A 15,647-nucleotide genomic window follows, 5' to 3' on the forward strand; every position below is an offset into this window, starting at 1 on the left:
AACTACAAGGACTGCTGAACCAATAAATTCTCCTCTCCAAAGAAAGCAACACGGCAGGGCAAGCAGAGCGCATAGTGCCCCTGCGGCAGCACCTATTTTTCTTTGGAAGGGAAACAACAGCCAGGGTACGAGCGGCGAGAGGAAGAATACGGCGAAGCCGATGAGCAGGGCGCCAGCCGCCATCGTGTGGGGCCTTTCCTTGTGGGCAGCATGTGTGGTCGCCCTCTGGCCGAGGGCGACCACACGGTCTATCTAGTAGGTGTACTCCGGGTCGGGAGTCTTGTCGGGCGCGTTGCAGAAGTTGCGTGGAAGCAGGGTCCACACCGGGATTCGGTGAGGGGGCCGAGATGTCGATGGCCCAGGGGTTTCCGGAGTGGCCTGATGTCATTGGGCTGTTTCCAACCTGGTTGATCAGCAGGCGACTTGGCGTGGGAACGGTGTCGGGGAAGAGATGAAGCTCCTGGTAGACGGGTTGTCGACCAAGATCAACCTGTTCGCCTCGAGTTTCACGTGCTTGTCTATCCATCAGGAATCGATCCGTCCAGCGCGACCCTGCGTTACCTGACCGGCCTACTCGCCGCTCGGCGTCGGGAGCGCGGGACACGGCGGCGCACCCTGATGCCAGACGAGACAGCGGTAACCGGGCACGCCACGCACTTGCCCGGCGTGACGATCACCATCGTCGCCGCCGGGCGTCAGCCACTATCTGAGCGGGCCCCATTTCGTTATCCGGGCCGCGAACGCCGTCCCGGCCCGGCTCAGGGCGCCAGCACAACCCTGCCGAACACCTTCCCCGCGTCCATCTCACGGTGGGCCAGCACCGCCTGGTCCAACGGCAACACTGCATGCACGACTGTACGCAGGTCCCCGTGCGCAGCATCGGCGAAGTGGGACGACCGCACGGCCTGCCGGTCGGGGCCGGGCACGGTGTCAGAGCTGAAAGTGGCAAACGACAACGACCTGCGGAAGGCGTTCATCAGCCGCATGCCGAAGTCCGCCGGCGGCTGCCCACCGACCACACCGACAGCCACGTACCGCCCGTTGGTGGTCAACTTGTCCAGGAAAAGGGGAAGCTGGGGACCCCCCACAACATCGATCACCACGTCGAAGCCCACCGGTGCGTCCGGGCCGCCTGTACCGGAGCGATCAAGGACATGGGTCGCCCCCAGGTCCCGCAGGCGGGTGCCACGCTCCACCGACGAGGTGGTGACAGCCACCGCGCTCGCACCGCCCCTGGCTGCGAGTTGGACCGCCGTAATCCCGATGCTGCCCGCAGCACCGCGCACGAGTACCGCCTCGCCGGACATGAAACGAGCCCGGTCCAGGGCGAAGTGGGCGACCACGCCGGAGCCGCCGAGGGTCACCGCGTCAGCGCCGGTCAGGCCGTCGGGCAGCGGAAGGACGTCCTCGACCGCGACGACGGCCTGCTCGGCGTACCCACCGGACAGGCCGGTGAACGCCCACACCCGCCGCCCGATCCACGAGGCGTCCACGCCCCCTCCCACCGCGGTGACCTTTCCCGCGACCTCGCTGCCGAGGAGATGGCCCTCCCGGAAGCCGTAGGCGGCAAGCGTTCCCCGGCGGATCACAGCGTCCACGCCGCCTACCCCGATCGCCTCCGTGGCGACCCGCACCTGCCCCGGGGCAGGAACGGGCACGGGCACATCGACGACCTCCAAGCCATCGGGGTCTCCGAACGTCCTGATCACGACGGCTTTCATCTCTGCTCCTCGGGTCGGTGGAAGGACGGATCGCAGCTGCTGCGGCCGTGGGCGTTGAGCCGGCCCCCACGGCCGGGGCTTCATCGGCGAAGTGCCGAGGCGGGGCGCCAGCACCGCCATCGGACCGTAACGGACGCCTCCGTCCGTTTGGCTAAAGTGAGAGACGATGACCAACCATTTGCCTCAGACCGTGCGCTCCCACGCGCGCGACAACCGGGCCCGCATCCTGGACGCCGCCCGCGCGGTGTTCGGCGAAGAGGGCCTGAGTGCGCCCATGCGCGAGGTCGCCCGGCACGCGGGCGTCGGCCCCGCCACGCTGTACCGGCACTTCCCGACCAAACAGGCACTGATCGCGGAGACCTTCGCCGAGCAGCGACGAGCCTGCCACGCCGCCGTCCGCGACGCCCTTACGGACCCGGACCCGTGGCACGGATTCCGGAGCCTGATCGAGCGGATCTGCGAACTCCACGCGCACAGTCGGGGATTCGCCGACGCCTTCACGACGGCCTTCCCCGAGGCCATGGACTTCGCCGCCGACCGGGAGCGGATTCTGCGCACGGTCGGCGAACTGGCCCGCCGCGCCCAGGGGACCGGCCAACTGCGCCCCGGCTTCGTCATCGACGACCTGGTCCTCATGCTCATGGCCCACCGGGGCCTCCAAGACACGCCGCGTGCCGCCCGGGTCACGGCCTCCCGCCGCTTCGCCGCCTACGTGATCGAGGCGTTCCGCGCCGCGCCAGAGACGGGAGCGCCTACGCCGCTGCCGCCAGCACCACGCCTGCAGCTCACAGAGTCGCCCAGCACGCCGTAAATTGCGTCACCTGCAGGTCCGTCAACCGCGCAGCCGGACAGCCTTGCCGGCTCCCTGCCGCAGCCAGGTTGGAAAGGGCTCATTGTGCAGTGCGAGTAGGGGTCCTCCGAGCTCGGCGGCGTGGCAGGCCCGCTGAAGTGGTAGTAGTCACCCGTGGTGATGGGCGCGCTGGTGCCGGTGTAGCTGCCGTCAAGGTCGAAGCCCTTGCCGTTACGGTGCAGGTGCTGGTGCTGGCTCGGTAACTGGACCGTAGGGCCGGTGCGCCGCTGACCTGGCTCCAGCCTGCGCGGGCCGGCGAGTTCCTTCGTGAAGGTCAGCAAGCAGGGAGCCGTCGAGGGCTGGTGGGACAGCGGCCTCAAGTCACCGATCATCGCCCCTGGCCCGGGCTCCGGGAAGGTGCAGGGTTACCAGATCCGGGGCACCGAAGCCCTGGTCAATGTTCTCTCTTCGGCTCGGCGGTAGGAGAGGCGGGCCCGGCCGGTCTCGGGACACAAGTCAAGCGTCGGCGTTCTGGCCGCTGCACCTCGGCGTCACCAAGGGCCTCACGGACGCGGAATTCCTGGCAGCGATGGAGCGACACAAGGACACCGACCCGGCAATGGCCGCCGTCCTCGCCGCGATCAAGGCAGCGGTCAAGGGCGGCATCGGCAAGCTGTCGAGAACCCGCAAGACCCTGGCGCCCCGACATCAGCGCCGCGGTCACCGCCAAGGCCCGGGTTGGCGCGCTCGCGGTGTCCTGGCCGAACTCACCACCGGATACACGGACGATGACCGACCCCCCGATGCACCAACTGTCTTCACTGACCCGCGACAGGCGCCCCCGCCTCCGCGCGCACTTTGAGCGCCGAACACATGCGCACCAGCCCCGCGCAGGCCCTGGCCGCCCTGCCTCTCGTCGCCTACGCGCAGGACCTCCCGATCGTGCTCCGCTACTGGCGCAGTGAGTTCGGCCATCGACCGCTCAATCCGCGCCCTCGCCGTCCTTCTCGGCTTCGGGGTCTCGCTCGGCCGCGTCCTCCAGCGCTCCGAAGCCAACGTCGACAACGGCCTGATCGCGAGGCTGCTCACTGACTCGCGTCGCCGGCTCATTGACGGCGACCCGGGCGGTCCCGTGCGCCACGGCGCGTTCAGGAGGGCGGGCGCAGGGCGTCGGGGTTGAGGTGCGTGACCAGGCGATGCAGAAGCAGATGGGCGGTGGCCTGTTCCGGGGGTGTCAGGATGGCGAGCGCCTCGGCGTTGACGTCCTCGACCACCGCCTGGGCGCGGGCGGCGAGCAGGGCGCCGGCCTGAGTGGGGTGCAGGCCGAGCATGCGCCGGTTGGTGGGGTGGGGGCGGCGTTCGAGGAGTCCCCGCTCGGTCAGGTCGGCGACCGCGCTGCCCATGGACTGCGCGGTCACGCCCGTGCGTCGGGCTGATTCGGCGCTGGTGACGCCGGGGCGTTGGACGGCGTGCTGGAGGACGTTGTGCTGGGCGAGCGTCAGGTCCAGGTCGCGCAGGGCCCGTTCGAGGCGGGCGCCCAAGGCGTGCCCGAGCTGCCAGACGAGGTAGCCGGTGGGCGGCTTGAACGCAGCTGCGCCGGCTCCGGCGGAAGGCGTGGAAGGGAAGGAAGGGGAGGAAGGGGATGGGTCGGGCATGTTCATGGCCACCACTTGTAAGTCAACTTATAAAGCCCTAGCTTATAAGCCACCTTATAAGTTTGGTGGTTCTTCCGGTGCCCTCTCCCGTGATCTCCCGCCGTCAGGGTCCGCCCATCCTGCTGCTCGGTCTGCTGTGCGCCATGGCTCCGATGGCGATCGATCTTTACGTTCCAGCTCTGCCAGTCATCGCGATCTCGCTGGAGACCAGTCCGGCGGCGGTGGGCGTCACCCTGTCCGCGAACGTCGCCGGGCTGGCCGTGGGGCAATTGCTCATGGGCTCGCTATCCGACGTCCTGGGGCGCCGACGGCCCCTGCTCGCCGGCCTGCTCGTCTTCGCACTGGCCTCCCTGGGCTGTGCTCTGGCGCCTTCTCTTGCGGTGCTGACCGCCCTACGGCTCCTGCAGGGCCTCGCAGGTGCGGCCGGACCAGTGCTCGGCCGGGCCATCGCCCGCGACCTGTACTCCGGCAGCAGACTCGCCCAGCTCTTCGGGACACTCTCCCTGGTCATGGGCATCGCCCCGGTCTGCGCCCCCATTCTGGGCGGCGGGCTGCTGCGCGTCTCCTCCTGGCACGGCCTGTTCGTCGCTCTCGCGATCGTCGGCGCCGTACTGGCCTTGTGGTCGGTGCGCTCGATGCCGGAGACCCTGCCGCCCGGACAGCGGACCAGCGCCGGCCCCTCCGATGTCTTCCGCGTCTACGGCCGACTGCTGGGCAACCGCACCTTCCGGGCATACGCGCTGACCCTCGGTGCCCTCTTCGCCGTGCTCTTCGCCTACATCGCCGGTGCGGCCTTCGTCCTCCAGAGCGGCTACGGCCTCACACCCACCGCCGCCGGCGCCGTCTTCGCCCTGCTCGCGGCGTGCATGGTGGCAGGCGGTGCGGCCACCGGCCGCCTGGCCCGCCGCACCGCCCCCCAGCGCATTCTCGCCAGGGCGACCACCGTCCTCGTCCTGGCCGGCGCGGGGGTGCTGACAGCGTCCTGGGCCGGGGCACCACTCCCGGTGTTTCTGATTCCCCTGGCAGTACAGATCGCCGGCTTCGGCCTCGCGGCGCCCTGCTGCACCACGCTGGCCATGTCCGGCCAGTCCGGTGCCAGCGGCTCGGCATCGGCACTGCTGGGTGCCACCCAGTTCGCCACCGGCACCCTGGTCACCCCGCTGGTCGGCCTCGGGGACGCCGACCAGGGCCTGACGATGGCCTGCGTCATGACCGGCGCGGCCGTCGTCGCCGCGACCGGCGTCCGCATCGCCCGGCGTGCGGCGCACCGTAGCCCTCTCGCCCCCAGCCAGGCCCGCTGAACGACCTCGCCCCCCCCCGTTTCACTGCCTCTGACATCGAGGAGTCCGTCATGGCCATCGTCACCGAAACCTTCCGCCTGCTCGGCCACGAGCAGCCCCTGCGCACGATCCGGCGCGACGAGGAACTGCTGCTCACCGAGCCCGCCCCCGGGCCGATGAAGTTGTGGACCGACCAGCCCCCGCTGGAAGCGGTGCACTTCCCGCAACGGTATGCGTCCCAGCCGTTCGCGCCGCCGCGGGGTCTCTACGAGAGCGACCAACTACGCGTCGAGTGGCAGACCATGGACAACCGGCAGCCGTTCTACCACCGCAACTGCGATGTGGACGAGATCTCTTACCAGATCGCGGGCGAGCGCACCCTCATGACGGAGCTGGGCACGGTCGAGTTGCAGCCCGGCGACTTCTCCCGCATCCCCCGCGGTGTCGCCCACGACAACTACGGCCGCAAGGAGAGCCATCTGCTCTTCTACACCCCCGCGCCCGTCACCGAGGAACACACCGCCCACCACGTCTCCCGTCCCCTCTTCCCGCCCTTCGACGGCTGGAAGGCCGGCACCGTCACCGAAGTCACCACCCAGTGCCTGGGCACCCCCGGCCACGACGTGGCCGCCCACCGCAGCGACGAACGCCTCTTGCTGGAACAAGTCCACGATGAGGCCGGTCGCCTGACCGTGCTGTGCCCGGACCCCGCCCGCGCCACGACCGCCTGGCTCTATCGGGCCGACGGCTTCCGGCTCGGCGTCGCCCGCCTGTCCGGCACGCCCGGCCGGCGGGCCTACACCCGAACCCTGGACGCCGACGAGATCCAGTACCAGATCAGCGGGCGGCGCGTCCTGCTCAGCCAGCGCGGCGCCCTCGAACTGGCCCCGGGGGACTTGGTCCGCATCCCTCTGGGGGTTGCGCACACCAGCATCACCGAGGAGCCGGCCCGCCACCTCACCCTGCTCTCCCATCGCCCGGCTCCCCGCGTCGCACCCGCCGCCCGCACCGCCGAACCCCTCACCTCTCGCCTGGTGCGCGAACTCATCGCGCACTGACCTACGACCACCCCATCCGAGGAACGGCGGCGATGCCCCACGCGCCAGCCCCTTCACCGCTTCGACGCCGCGCCGTCACACCGACCATCGAGAAACCGGGAGACAGACTCAGTGCCCACCATGCAGGCCGTCACCGCCCACGCCAGCTCCGCCCAGATCCATCTGGACACCATTCCCATCCCCGAACCCGGACCGCAGGACGTCCTGGTCCGCGTCGCCGCCGCCGGACTCGCCCCCGGCATGCTGACCCTCCTGTCCCGTGGCGCCTTCCGTCACCTGCCCACCGTCCTGGGCCACGAGGCCGCAGGCACCATCACCACCGCCGGTCCAGAGGCACAGGCCCACGGCTGGGCACCAGGACAGCGGATCCGCGTCCATCCCCAGCTCAACTGCCGTACCTGCGCGGCCTGCACCACCGACCGCGACATGCTGTGCGCTCAGCAGGCCATGATCGGCCACGCCGCCTTCGGCCCCGCCCCCATGCCCCTGTACGCGCGCTACCATGACGGCGGCCTGGCCGAATACATCCGCGTGCCCTATTGGCTGCTCGACCCGCTGCCGGACAATGTCTCCTTCGACCTCGGCGCCAAGGTCCACGACCTCGCCAACGCCCTGCGCGCACTGAAACTCGCCGCACTGCGCCCCGGCTCCGCCATGGTCGTCACCGCCGCCACGGGCACCATGGGCACCGCCACCATCAAGCTCGCCCCCTACTTCGGCATAGCTCGGCTGATCCTCGTCGCCCGCTCCCGCGCACGCTTGGACGCCGTGACCCGGCTCGCCGGCACCCTCCCCACCGACACCGTCGCCCTGGAAGAGCTGGACACCGACTGGACAACCAATTCCGGCCTCACCGCCCGGCTACGCCGTCTGCTGCCCCAGGGCGCCGACGCCGTTCTCGACTACACACCCGACGGCCCCACCACCTGGCAAGCCACCGCCGCCCTCGCCACCGGCGCGACCATGGTCCACATGGGCGGAAATCCCACCCCCTGCCCGTTCCCCGCCCTCACCTTGATGACCAACTGCTGGCGCCTCATCGGCACTCGCGCCTGCACCCGCTCCGACGTCCACGAGATCCTGCGCCTCATGGAGAGCGGCCTCCTCCAAGCGGAAGACCTGATCACCCACCGCTACCCGCTCGCCGACGTCCGGACCGCCCTGCACACGCTGCAGACCCGCACCGAGCCCATGTGGATGGCTGTCGTCAATCCCTGAAGCGTAGCGCCGGCCTCACCTTCCACCGATACCGTCGATGCCGCCGACGGCTCCGGACAGGCGGCCGGTGTCGGGTCCACCTTCTGACAGGGGTGCCGGGGTGCCGTCAGGGGTGAAGGACGAGCGGGTTTGCTTACAGCGGCAGGTGAGCCTCGTCCATACTCTCGACTGTCCTTCTGAGATTCACTACGGCCTTTCCGCCCATCGTCATGCCTCCTTGGCGGTGAGCCTGCCGACGGCCCGGATGACCTGGCGCCGGGTGGCCAGGCGTCGGGCGAGGAAGGCCATCACCCGGTTCATGCGGCCTGCGATGACGCTGGGCGGCGGGTTCCTGCGGTCCAGGGCGGCCAGCGCGGTGCGGACGACGTCGGCGGGCGAGGCGAGCCTGGTCCCTCCGGCGGCCTGGGTGGTGCCCACGACGTCGAAGAACTCGGTCCGGGTCGCGCCCGGAGACAGGGCCAGCACCCGCAGACCGGTACCGCGTGACTCCTCCCACAGAGCCTCGGTGAGGCTGAGCACGAACGCTTTGGTCGCGCCGTAGAGCGCCATGCGCGGGTTGGGCTGGTAGGCGGCCATGCTCGCCACGTTGACCAGTACCCCGTGGCCCGCGGTACGCAGTTGGCCGATGAAGGTACGGCTGATGTCGGCGACCGCGGTCACGTCGACCGCGATCTCCCGGCGTAGCCGGTCCGGGTCCGCTTGGTGGAAGGGGCCGAAGGTGGCGAACCCGGCGTTGTTGATCAGGCTCGTGACGTGCAGGCCGAGCTGGGCCACCTGCGCGGCCAGCGCCTGCCCGGGGTGGTCCGTGGCCAGGTCCATCTCCACCACGTGCACCTGGATCCGATGCTGTTCGCGCAGCTCGGTGGCCAGCTTCTCCAGGCGGTCCCTGCGGCGGGCGACCAGCACGAGGTCGGAGCCGCGGGCGGCGAGCTGGCGGGCGAACTCTGCGCCGAGGCCCGCGCTGGCCCCGGTGATGAGGGTGGTGTGTCCGTGGTAATCGACGACCGGCATGATCATCCTTCTTTCAGTCGCTGCCTTCCTGGCAGTTAATGCCAAGTAGGCGGTCGCTGTCCAGAGGGGTACCCTGACGTCCATGACGACCTTGTGGGACCGTTCGCGGCAGGTCGCCGTCCAGGCGATCCTGGATACGGCGGTGCGCCTGTTCGCCGAGCAGGGCTACGAGCAGACGACGATCGCGCAGATCGCGCGGGAGGCGGGGATCTCGCAGCGTTCCCTGTTCCGCTACTTCGGCACCAAGGAGGACCTGGTCTGCGGCGACCAGGAGGCGCTGGGCGAGCTGCTGAAACGGACCGTCGAGCAGCAACCGGCCGAGATGTCCGCCTGGGATGCCCTGCGCGCCGGTTTCGAGGCCATTCTGACCGCCAACCACCCCCCTGAGCGTGCGCTGGAACTGTCCCGCCTCATCTTCGACACGCCCTCGCTGCATGCCCGCTACATCGAGAAGCGACTGCGCTGGCAGGCCGAACTCGTCCCCGTCGTCCGGGCGCGGCTGGGCAACGGCCCCGGCCGCCCGGCTCCCGACACGCAGGCCAAGGCGATCGTCGCGACGGTCTTCGCCTGCATCGACACGGCAACCGAACTCTGGGCCGGACACGACGGACGGCTCGACCTGGCCGACCTCTACGACCAGTGCCTCGCGGCGGTGCGGGACCACGGCTGAGGCGCGTATCCGATCTTCTCGGAGCAGGCACGCTTGCACCCGGCGCGCTCCAGCGCCTCGATCAGGGACCGGAGTTCCCGCTGGGCGGCCGAGCAGCGGGCGTACCGATCCGGACCGGCTTCGCGGCGGCGCTTGGCGGGGCGTCCTCGACAGGCGGGCCCGGCGTCCGGGTCGGTCCCGGGCTGCGGTCGTCGGGTACGGGAACGTCGCAATCCCTGGACGCGCCCGCCCGAGTACGACGAAGAGTTCAACGGCCGCCTCGCTCGCGGCGCGCGCCCTCCAGGAGCTGGTACCAGCACTCGGGCGCTCCTGCCCGACTTCACCGACGCCCCGGAGCTCCGGGTCCTCGCCGCGGGGTACGCCGGATGCGTCGACGCCCTGACGGCCGGCTGCTCGTCCCGCCCGGAACTGGCGGCGGTCCTCGTCCGTCCGGACGGCTTGACGGCCTGGGCGGTCGACGCGGGGGCACAGGCGTCGATCGGGTTGACGGAAGCGCTGGAGGAGTGGTCCGGAGTGCCAGAGGGTGCGGTAACGCCGGGCTGATCCGCCGCTCAGGGGCGGTTTCGAGTAGCCCGACTCGGGGCTATCAGGCTTGCACGGTGGGGCGGACGACGATCTCGCTGACATCGACGCCGTCGGGTTGTTCGATGGCGTAGCCGATGGCGGAGGCAATCGCCGAAGGCGGCATGGCGATCTCGTCCCGCTGCTGGATCAGCGCGGCCGCGGCTTCAGGGCTGCCTCCCTTGCCCACGCCTTCGGTATGCGTGAAGCCGGGTGAGACGAGTGTGACGCGCAGGTCGGGTCCCGACTCCTGGCGTAGGCCCTCGGTCAGCACCTTCACCGCCGTTTTGGTGGCCGCGTAGACCGCCTGGGGGGTCTTGACGACGTAGGCCGCAGTGGAGGCGACGTTGACGAAGTGTCCGAAGCGCTGCCGGCGGAAGATGGGCAGAGCCGCTCCGATGCCGTTGAGCAGGCCGGTGATGTGGGTGGAGACCATGGCGTCCCAGTCATCCTGGCGCAGGTCGTCGAACGGCGAGACGGCCATCGTGCCTGCGTTGGAGACGAGGACGTCGAGTCGACCGTACTGGTTGAGGGCCGTGTCCGTCAGGCGCCGGAGGTCTTCGCGGCGCGTGACGTCGACGACGACGCCGGTGGCGGTGCCGTCCTTCGCCGTGATGCCGTCCACGACGGCGTTCAGCCGGTCCTCGCGCCGGGCTCCGAGTACGAGCTGGGCGCCCTTTGCGGCGAGGTAGGCCGCGGTCGCCTCTCCGATGCCGCTGCTGGCACCTGTGATCGCGATGACTTTACCCTGGATGCCCGACATGATCGGCTTCCTTTCCTGGGGTGCGCGCAGGCCAGTGCGGTGACCTACAGTAAAAACGGAGGCGCCCCCGGTTAGCTTCACCGTAACTGGGGGCGCCTCCGGTTAGCAAGTACGGAGGCTTTCGAAGAGGGGTGTTGAGCACGGATGACCGACGGAACGCTTCGGCCGCTGCGGGCTGACGCACGGCGGAACAGGGAGAAGATCCTTACGGCCGCTGCGCGCATCTTCACGGCGGAGGGGCTGGATGCGCACCTGGAACGCATCGCCAAGGAGGCAGGCGTGGGCAGTGCGACCCTGTACCGCAACTTCCCCACCCGGGAGGCCCTGATCGAGGCGGTCTACCGCAACGAGGTGGCCCACCTGTGCGATGCCGTCCCCGCCCTCCTTGCGCAGAAGCCGCCGGCAGAGGCCCTGCGCGCGTGGACACGCCTGTTCCTGGACTACGTCACCGCCAAGTACGGCATGATCGACGCCCTGCGGGCCATCGCGGCGACGGGAGGCAATCCCTATGGTCAGAGCCGGGAAATGATCCAGGCCGCCATTACCTCGCTCATGGACGCTTGCACGGCCGCCGGGGTGATCCGCACTGATATCCAGCCCACCGACATCGGCGCTGCCCTGGAAGGCATCGCCCTCACCTCGGCGGGTGCTGAACACCGACAGCAAGCGGAGCGCCTGCTCGACCTCACCCTGGACGGCCTCACGGTCCGCCCGTGAGGACCCGGCCGCGAGCGGGGTGCCGAATCCATCGGTGATCAAGTGGTACTTGGAGGCGGTCCGACCCCGGTCCGACAAGGGCTACTCGTCCGCGAAGATCCGCTCCTACCGGTGCAGGCGCGGTTTCAACCACGGGTCAGGCAGCCTCTCTCGACGCTTCTGGCCGTCTCCCGGGACCCCGGAGCGTCAAACGAGTGCGCAGGTCACGTCCGCCGGAGCGTCACCCCGGGCCGACCGTCACGGAGGTGGTGGGCGGGTTCGGGGGCTCGGTGAGGTGCTGAGTGCCGCCCGGGGCGGTGCAGGCGTGGACCCCGGAGGTGAGCAGGACACACGCCTTGGCCGTCGAGGGGCTCGGTGCGGCGACCATAGCGCTGAACGTGTCGGTGTCGTAGTGGACCTTGTTCTGGTAGGTCCGGCCCCCCTCTCCGACGACCCGGGCGATGTCGCCGGGGTGTCCCCAGCTGATACGGGACCAGGCGGCCTTGCAGGCATCGCTGTAGCGCAGCTCCACATAGACCCCGGCGACCTTGTACAGGGCGGCGGTCCACGCGTCGCCGCCACAGCCGGTCTGCCCGGGGTTCTTCCCGGTACAGCCGGCCGCGAAGCAGTTCACGTCGAGTTGCCTCCTCGCCGCGTCCGTGCTCGCGGTGCCGTCCCGGTCGGTGTGCGCGCCCGGATGCCGGCCGAAGGCCGCGTACAGGGAGACGGACAGGCCGACGGCGGCGGCCAGGGCGACCACCGTCCGGATCAGCTGCCGTCGGCCGAACCGACGGCTCACGGACGGTGGCTCCTCGGTCCGCGTGGCGGGAGCGTGCTTCGTGGAGGGAGTGGATTCCTCGGACGGCCGGTCGTGCACGTCGTCGGCATCGCGGGCTCCGTCCGCGCCATCGGCCTTGTGGTCGTGCCAGGCCCTGTTCGCCAGTTCCCACAGCGCCACGAGCCGGGCGGGATCGGCGTCGGCCAGCTTCCCGAGGGAGATCACCGCGTGCTGCGGCGGCAGTGCCTTGCCGTTGAGATAGCGTTCCCAGGAGGACTTGCTGTACGGAGTGCGGCCGCCGAGGACGGCCAGGCTCAGCCCGGCTCGGTCCTTCAAGGTGCGCAGTTCGGCGACCAGATGCCGGACGTCCGAGGCGAGGCCGCCGGGTAACGGCTTCCAGTCAGTCACGTACGCCCTCCGGGCCCAGTGCTCTCTGGGGATCGTCGCTTTCCTTCCCTACTGTATCTACGCGGGCGATCGCGGAACCGCTGATATTGCACAACTAGGCCCGCATAGAGAGTAGTTGACCGCACGACGGTGAGACGGTGCCATGGGCGAAGGGACGACGGCGCGCGCCGCGCTGTGCGTACTGATTCTGGCGGTGGTGTGCGCGGGGTCCGGGGCCCCGCGGACCCAGCAACCCCGCGACCGGCGTGACGGCGTGCTCGTCGCCGCCGGGCTCGGCGCCGCACAGCAGTTGACGGTCGGCCACATCCCGCGCAGCGACCTGATCGGCCTGTGGCAGAGCGTGCTGTGGGCCGACGGATATTCGGCACGCTCCTCGGTCACCTGCACGTTCGACCAGGCGACGGCCGAGGCCACCCGCGTCTGGCAGAGCAATCACCACCTGTCCGCGGACGGGATCGTCGGTCCGGCCACCTGGGGTGCGGCAGCGGAGCGTATCGTCCCCGTCGGCCAGTGGATGGTCTACCAGGGCGAACGCTACGGCCTCCCGTTGCGCCGGACACCGGACGGCGTCTACGAGGTCTATGACGCCGGGCGGTTCCACCGGCTGCGCACGGACGCCGTCACCCTCACACGCTGCCGCTGACGGCGTCGATCCAGCTGTCGTACTGCGCGACGCCGAGTTGCCGGCCGCGGACGACGACCGTGGCACGTGCCGCGCCCGGCCCGCTCGCCACCATCGCCGTGTACGCCCCGCCGCCGGTGGCCGTCTGCTGGTCACCGCCCGTTGTGGCGATCCGCAATCCTGCCGTCGCAGCCGCGGTGTCGACCTCCGCCCAGCTTGCCCGGCAGGCGGGGCTGTACTGAAGCGTCAGGACGCGGCCGTACGCGCGCAGCCGGTGGACGACGACACTGTCCCGGTCACACCTCTCGCGGTAGGGATCCAGGCCCCGGCAGCCGGCCGCCCGGCACCCTGCGGCCGTCCCGTCAGCCGCGCTGTGCAAGGGCCACGGCCAGGCCGGCGCTCCCGAAGGAGCGCCGGCCGGCGGGCGGTCGGCCTCCGTCCCGCTGGTCCAGCCGTCCCATGGCCGGGCGAGCAGCAGGACGACCAGCAGCGAGATGGCCAGCAGCGAGCAAGCGGCGACAGCGGCCAGTACGCCTGCGGGTGGCGGCCGGAAGCCGCGCGGGAGGGCCCGATCCGCGGCCGGCGTGGGGCCGGTACGCGCGGAGTCCGGGACATCCGGGTTCCGTGCGTCAGCCGCCGGACGCAGTGGTGCGGGTGCCGGGCCGGTGTCCTCGGCCGGGCGCTCCCCGGTCCAGGCGTGGGCCGCCGACTCCCACAGCACCCGCAGGGGCTGGGCGTCGGCCTGCGCCAGTCGTCCCAGCTCGGCGACCGCCGCCCATGGGGGCAGTCTCCGCCCGTTGAGGTAGCGCAGCCAGGAACTACGGCTGTAACCGGTCTTAACGGCGACGGTCATGGTGTTCATCTCGCACCGGTCCACGTACTGGCGCAACTCCCGCACCAGCCGGGCCACCTCGGCGGGCAGGTCGCCCCGCAGCGGCTGCCAGCGTCCCACGACGGCGCCCCCTTCCCCCGGAGCGTCCACTATCCCACAGGTGTCCCGTCCCGCACCCCGTCCATCGGGCGCCTTCGCAGGTCAGAGGGCCTTCCGTCCCAGAATCGAGGCAACTGGCGGGCGGCTCTGGCCCCAGCCGTCCGCCCGCTCCAGACTCGGGAAGGCACCTGCGTGACGGCCCCGGCCGGCATTCCCGGCCGCCCTGGGAGGGGGACCCTGCGGCGGCACACGAAACGCCCCGCACGAAGCACCCTGCCCACGCGGACTTCCGGTCCGGCCGCCGCGGGTGCGCACGCCACTCACGCACGCTACGAGGGAATTCCGGCATGACGGCTCACGGCAACTCGCCCGGTACGGACGAGTTGGAGATCGCGGACACCACGTCGACCACCACCGGCAGGCGCAGTAGGCCGCCTGCCACGAGAAGGCCGGGCGCGAGCGCCGGGCGACGGTACCGTGCCGCCGCCGACCGCCCGGAAGCACCGGCAGCCGCCTTGCCCGGCGGGCTTCAGGTTCCGGCACGGAGGATCGTGCCCGACCCGACGGCCCGCGACCGAATCGACGTGGGGCCTGTACAGCTGTCGCTGCTCAACCTGCCCGCCCCGCCGGCCGTCGAGGAGACAGGAGACCGGTACGCCGACGGCCGACCGCTGACCTGGCACCTGGTCTTCGCGCCCCGCGGGCCCCTGGTCCTCGGCCGCGACCGGCGGCTCGTGCGGCTGGAGTCCGGCAGCGTGGTGTTGTGGGAGGCCGCCGAGCCGTTACGGCTCCACGCCGGCACGTCCGCCGGCTCCTGCCCGGTCCGCGCGCTGGTCCTTCACCTGCCCGAAGAGGCCGTACCGCTGCCCGGCGAAGCGCTGCGCACCGTGGCCGGGCGTCCCGTGTCGACCGGGTCGGGCCCGGCGGCCCTCCTCGCGTCCTTCGTCCTCGGGCTGGCCACGAACGTGCCTTCCGCCGAGGAACGGCACACCGCCTGGCTGGGCACCGCCGCCGTCAACCTCGCGACGGCCTTCCTCGAAAGCGAGACCGCACTGCTTCAGGGCGGCCGGACCGAACCGGGTCCGGCCGAACCGCTGCCCACCTGCGCCCAGCCCACCGCGTCCGCATCCGACCTGCTGTTGCGCGGCATCAAGACGTACATCGAGCACCATCTGCACGACTTCGACCTGTCGCTCGCCTCCATCGCCGCCGCCAACCACATCTCGCTGCGCTATCTGCACCACCTCTTCCAGCGGAACGGACGCACGGTCGGCGCATACCTGCGCGAACGCCGCCTGGAACACTGCCGGGCCGAGCTGTCCGACCCGACCGAGGCGCGGCGCAGCGTGTGCGAGATCGCCAGGCGCTGGGGCTTCCGCGACCCGGCCGTGTTCAACCGGACGTTCAAGTCGGTGTACGGGGTCACGCCCGGCGCGTACCGCAGGCAGCGGCTGCGGTCGTGACGGGACACCGGCCGGTCAGGCG

General features: G+C 70.6%; 15 protein-coding genes and 1 pseudogene. 10 read left to right on the plus strand and 6 right to left on the minus strand.

All coding sequences use genetic code 11. The annotated features are described in order from the left end of the window. Nucleotides 1-758: 758 nt before the first annotated feature. Nucleotides 759-1,721 (minus strand): zinc-binding dehydrogenase, encoded by a 963-nt coding sequence (locus ACSP97_RS05300; protein ID WP_358276026.1) that lies wholly within the window; start codon nt 1,719-1,721, stop codon nt 759-761. Between the two features lie 166 nt (nt 1,722-1,887). Between ACSP97_RS05300 and ACSP97_RS05305 the strand changes: the two genes are divergently transcribed. Together ACSP97_RS05305 and ACSP97_RS05310 are read left to right on the plus strand one after the other, a co-directional pair. Next, a complete protein-coding gene (locus tag ACSP97_RS05305; protein WP_440556504.1) occupies nt 1,888-2,532 on the plus strand; it encodes a TetR/AcrR family transcriptional regulator in 645 nt (214 codons plus the stop codon). Between the two features lie 523 nt (nt 2,533-3,055). Beyond that, nucleotides 3,056-3,251, plus strand: a pseudogene (locus ACSP97_RS05310) (hypothetical protein); the annotation flags it as partial. A gap of 408 nt (nt 3,252-3,659) precedes the next feature. Here the strand turns inward: ACSP97_RS05310 and ACSP97_RS05315 are convergent. After that, nucleotides 3,660-4,166 carry a MarR family winged helix-turn-helix transcriptional regulator gene (locus tag ACSP97_RS05315; RefSeq protein WP_440556505.1) on the minus strand — a complete coding sequence of 169 codons (507 nt, stop codon included), beginning with the start codon at nt 4,164-4,166 and terminating at the stop codon, nt 3,660-3,662. An 89-nt stretch (nt 4,167-4,255) separates the two neighbouring features. On the opposite strand from ACSP97_RS05315, the gene ACSP97_RS05320 reads away from it, so the two are divergent. The 3 genes from ACSP97_RS05320 (at nt 4,256) to ACSP97_RS05330 (ending at nt 7,722) form a co-directional block, all read left to right on the plus strand. Then, the gene (locus tag ACSP97_RS05320) at nt 4,256-5,467 is read left to right on the plus strand and encodes a multidrug effflux MFS transporter (protein WP_440556507.1); all 1,212 of its coding nucleotides are present in this window, start codon (nt 4,256-4,258) and stop codon (nt 5,465-5,467) included. A gap of 50 nt (nt 5,468-5,517) precedes the next feature. Continuing rightward, a complete protein-coding gene (locus ACSP97_RS05325) occupies nt 5,518-6,504 on the plus strand; it encodes a hypothetical protein (RefSeq protein WP_440556510.1) in 987 nt (328 codons plus the stop codon). A gap of 120 nt (nt 6,505-6,624) precedes the next feature. Beyond that, a complete protein-coding gene (locus ACSP97_RS05330) occupies nt 6,625-7,722 on the plus strand; it encodes an alcohol dehydrogenase catalytic domain-containing protein (RefSeq protein ID WP_440558556.1) in 1,098 nt (365 codons plus the stop codon). Nucleotides 7,723-7,929: 207 nt separating this feature from the next. Here ACSP97_RS05330 and ACSP97_RS05335 read toward each other — a convergent pair whose 3' ends face one another. Then, the gene (locus ACSP97_RS05335; protein ID WP_440556512.1) at nt 7,930-8,733 is read right to left on the minus strand and encodes an SDR family NAD(P)-dependent oxidoreductase; all 804 of its coding nucleotides are present in this window, start codon (nt 8,731-8,733) and stop codon (nt 7,930-7,932) included. A gap of 82 nt (nt 8,734-8,815) precedes the next feature. On the opposite strand from ACSP97_RS05335, the gene ACSP97_RS05340 reads away from it, so the two are divergent. Both ACSP97_RS05340 and ACSP97_RS05345 read left to right on the plus strand, forming a co-directional pair. Beyond that, on the plus strand, nt 8,816-9,403 hold the full coding sequence (locus ACSP97_RS05340) for a TetR/AcrR family transcriptional regulator (protein WP_355154936.1): 588 nt from the start codon (nt 8,816-8,818) through the stop codon (nt 9,401-9,403). Nucleotides 9,404-9,535: 132 nt separating this feature from the next. Further along, nucleotides 9,536-9,946, plus strand: coding sequence for an aromatic-ring hydroxylase C-terminal domain-containing protein (locus ACSP97_RS05345; protein ID WP_440556514.1), 411 nt, complete (start codon nt 9,536-9,538; stop codon nt 9,944-9,946). Between the two features lie 43 nt (nt 9,947-9,989). Here the strand turns inward: ACSP97_RS05345 and ACSP97_RS05350 are convergent, their stop codons facing one another. After that, nucleotides 9,990-10,727, minus strand: a complete 738-nt coding sequence (locus tag ACSP97_RS05350) for an SDR family oxidoreductase (protein ID WP_355154932.1) — start codon at nt 10,725-10,727, stop codon at nt 9,990-9,992. A 144-nt stretch (nt 10,728-10,871) separates the two neighbouring features. On the opposite strand from ACSP97_RS05350, the gene ACSP97_RS05355 reads away from it, so the two are divergent. Further along, a complete protein-coding gene (locus ACSP97_RS05355; RefSeq protein WP_355154930.1) occupies nt 10,872-11,444 on the plus strand; it encodes a TetR/AcrR family transcriptional regulator in 573 nt (190 codons plus the stop codon). 220 nt (nt 11,445-11,664) lie between these two features. Here ACSP97_RS05355 and ACSP97_RS05360 read toward each other — a convergent pair whose 3' ends face one another. Then, nucleotides 11,665-12,609: a helix-turn-helix domain-containing protein gene (locus ACSP97_RS05360; protein ID WP_355528312.1), complete on the minus strand. Its 945-nt coding sequence runs from the start codon at nt 12,607-12,609 to the stop codon at nt 11,665-11,667. A gap of 142 nt (nt 12,610-12,751) precedes the next feature. On the opposite strand from ACSP97_RS05360, the gene ACSP97_RS05365 reads away from it, so the two are divergent. After that, nucleotides 12,752-13,252 carry a peptidoglycan-binding domain-containing protein gene (locus ACSP97_RS05365; RefSeq protein WP_440556518.1) on the plus strand — a complete coding sequence of 167 codons (501 nt, stop codon included), beginning with the start codon at nt 12,752-12,754 and terminating at the stop codon, nt 13,250-13,252. Here ACSP97_RS05365 and ACSP97_RS05370 read toward each other — a convergent pair. Then, complete coding sequence (locus ACSP97_RS05370; protein ID WP_440556521.1) at nt 13,236-14,183, minus strand: DUF2690 domain-containing protein; 948 nt, start codon at nt 14,181-14,183, stop codon at nt 13,236-13,238. The genes ACSP97_RS05365 and ACSP97_RS05370 overlap by 17 nt on opposite strands. Before the next feature lie 530 nt (nt 14,184-14,713). On the opposite strand from ACSP97_RS05370, the gene ACSP97_RS05375 reads away from it, so the two are divergent. Further along, the gene (locus ACSP97_RS05375; protein WP_440556523.1) at nt 14,714-15,625 is read left to right on the plus strand and encodes an AraC family transcriptional regulator; all 912 of its coding nucleotides are present in this window, start codon (nt 14,714-14,716) and stop codon (nt 15,623-15,625) included. Nucleotides 15,626-15,647: the final 22 nt, after the last annotated feature.

This window comes from Streptomyces sp. SCPE 10, from assembly GCF_051980735.1.
GTDB classification, from domain to species: domain Bacteria; phylum Actinomycetota; class Actinomycetes; order Streptomycetales; family Streptomycetaceae; genus Streptomyces; species Streptomyces misionensis.

Bases quoted from the DNA above. Each gene is read 5' to 3' on its own strand.
- ACSP97_RS05300 (WP_358276026.1), bottom strand. From the start codon at position 1,721: ATGAAAGCCGTCGTGATCAGGACGTTCGGAGACCCCGATGGCTTGGAG.
- ACSP97_RS05305 (WP_440556504.1), top strand. From the start codon at position 1,888: ATGACCAACCATTTGCCTCAGACCGTGCGCTCCCACGCGCGCGACAAC.
- ACSP97_RS05315 (WP_440556505.1), bottom strand. From the start codon at position 4,166: ATGCCCGACCCATCCCCTTCCTCCCCTTCCTTCCCTTCCACGCCTTCC.
- ACSP97_RS05325 (WP_440556510.1), top strand. From the start codon at position 5,518: ATGGCCATCGTCACCGAAACCTTCCGCCTGCTCGGCCACGAGCAGCCC.
- ACSP97_RS05330 (WP_440558556.1), top strand. From the start codon at position 6,625: ATGCAGGCCGTCACCGCCCACGCCAGCTCCGCCCAGATCCATCTGGAC.
- ACSP97_RS05335 (WP_440556512.1), bottom strand. From the start codon at position 8,733: ATGCCGGTCGTCGATTACCACGGACACACCACCCTCATCACCGGGGCC.
- ACSP97_RS05340 (WP_355154936.1), top strand. From the start codon at position 8,816: ATGACGACCTTGTGGGACCGTTCGCGGCAGGTCGCCGTCCAGGCGATC.
- ACSP97_RS05350 (WP_355154932.1), bottom strand. From the start codon at position 10,727: ATGTCGGGCATCCAGGGTAAAGTCATCGCGATCACAGGTGCCAGCAGC.
- ACSP97_RS05355 (WP_355154930.1), top strand. From the start codon at position 10,872: ATGACCGACGGAACGCTTCGGCCGCTGCGGGCTGACGCACGGCGGAAC.
- ACSP97_RS05365 (WP_440556518.1), top strand. From the start codon at position 12,752: ATGGGCGAAGGGACGACGGCGCGCGCCGCGCTGTGCGTACTGATTCTG.